This window comes from Nocardioides sp. P5_C9_2, from assembly GCF_054049555.1.
Window position 1 is genome coordinate 1 of record NZ_JBFUMD010000685.1, and the last position, 1,474, is coordinate 1,474.

The window sequence follows — 1,474 nt, forward strand, 5'->3', positions numbered from 1 at the left end:
GTCGTGGTGAGTGGCGACGTAGCCTTGGACGATCTGGTCGACATGGTTCTCAGGCTCCATGCGCGCAACGATCAGGTGATACGACCGAGATTCTAGCCCCAACTCGGAGAGTCGATCTGAACCCGGGTCGAGGATGGGTGCGCCATATGGCAGGAAGCGGCTGTCGAGGCCGTAGGTCTCATAGAGGTAGTCCGCGATTCCCCGGGCGTCCGCGATAAGGGGAAGTCCCGACGCAGCCGCTTTCTCTTCAGCCCGCTTGTAGTAGCGCGCCCCTGCGCCCTTCCACTTCTCGCGCTTCCACTCCAAGCCATCCACGTGCACCGCCGTGGGGATTCGGGCCGCCTTCAGCAGTGGCAGGTACGGAGCGTTAGCTGCGTTGAAGACGATCGCGGCATCTGGACGGCTCGCGACGGCATGCATCACCGATAACCCACTGTGGCTCAGCGTTTCGAGGGATCGTTTGCGCACTGCCGGCAGGTTGATCAGACGCATCCCCTTGTGCTCTCGCAGGTCCTGTCCAGGGTTTCGACAGTAGACATCCACGGCGTGGCCACGCTCGACCAACCTAGAACCGATCTCCTCGATGGCTGTCTCGAAGCCTCCGTACTTGGCAGGAACACCCCGCGTACCGATCATCGCAAATCGCATAAGCCTAGTCTCTCTCAATCTCCCCTCGCGCCGGCGACCAGGGTCGTGACGCGTCCTTCGTTCGTGGATGCCCGCCTCGCGACGCACTGGACTAGACGACCACGTGCACACCCTCGGATGCCAGAGGATCTGTCAAACCGGTGTCACCGCTACCAACGGGTGGCCCTGTTCGGACGATGTGGATGAGTGGCAGGACCGGACGCTGATCGGAGGAAAGCAAGGTCCACGACTGCGCGATCACGGCGGCTGCTCTGACCGCATCGTCGCCAACGCACCACTCACGGACGAAGGCTCGGCTCCCATAGGCGGCGGACTCAACCCGATGCGCGTCGTGGTGAGGTGGGCGGCGGCCTCCGGCCGCGACTCGCGCTACTTGCAGCTCGACGTCCAACCACGCGCTCTACCGTCGTAGCTCAGGTCCGCCCAAGGGCTGCTACGGCCCAGCCGGCCACAACGCAGCCATGGAATCGCCCTTCTCGATGCTGCCGAGGGACGTCTTCAACCGCCGTCTTCTCGACCGCGATTGTCGGACGGCCTCGGATGGCCAACTACCCGCGCCGATGAAGAAGGCCCGCGGGTGATTGAAATCGTCGAACACGAGTGCACCACGAACCCAACCGGTAGACCCGGCGACTAATCGAAACTGACACACACGTTCGTGCAACAGGCCGACGGAGTGATCGCACGGTCACCGGCCGCAAGACCTAAACCGTGTCGAGGCTCGTCTCAATGCCTAGATGCTGGCGGACCGATGAGGCCGCCTCGAGTGCAGTTTCCCGAAAAGACTCGGGATCAGCGGACATCAAGCGGTGCACCAATTCTACAT

General features: G+C 62.7%; 1 protein-coding gene. It reads right to left on the bottom strand.

The features are described 5' to 3' along the window. Positions 1-648, bottom strand: a 648-nt coding sequence (locus ACXJKL_RS20990; protein WP_457208930.1) for a DUF1972 domain-containing protein, incomplete at its 3' end; no start/stop codon positions are given. Between the last annotated feature and the right edge of the window lie 826 nt (positions 649-1,474).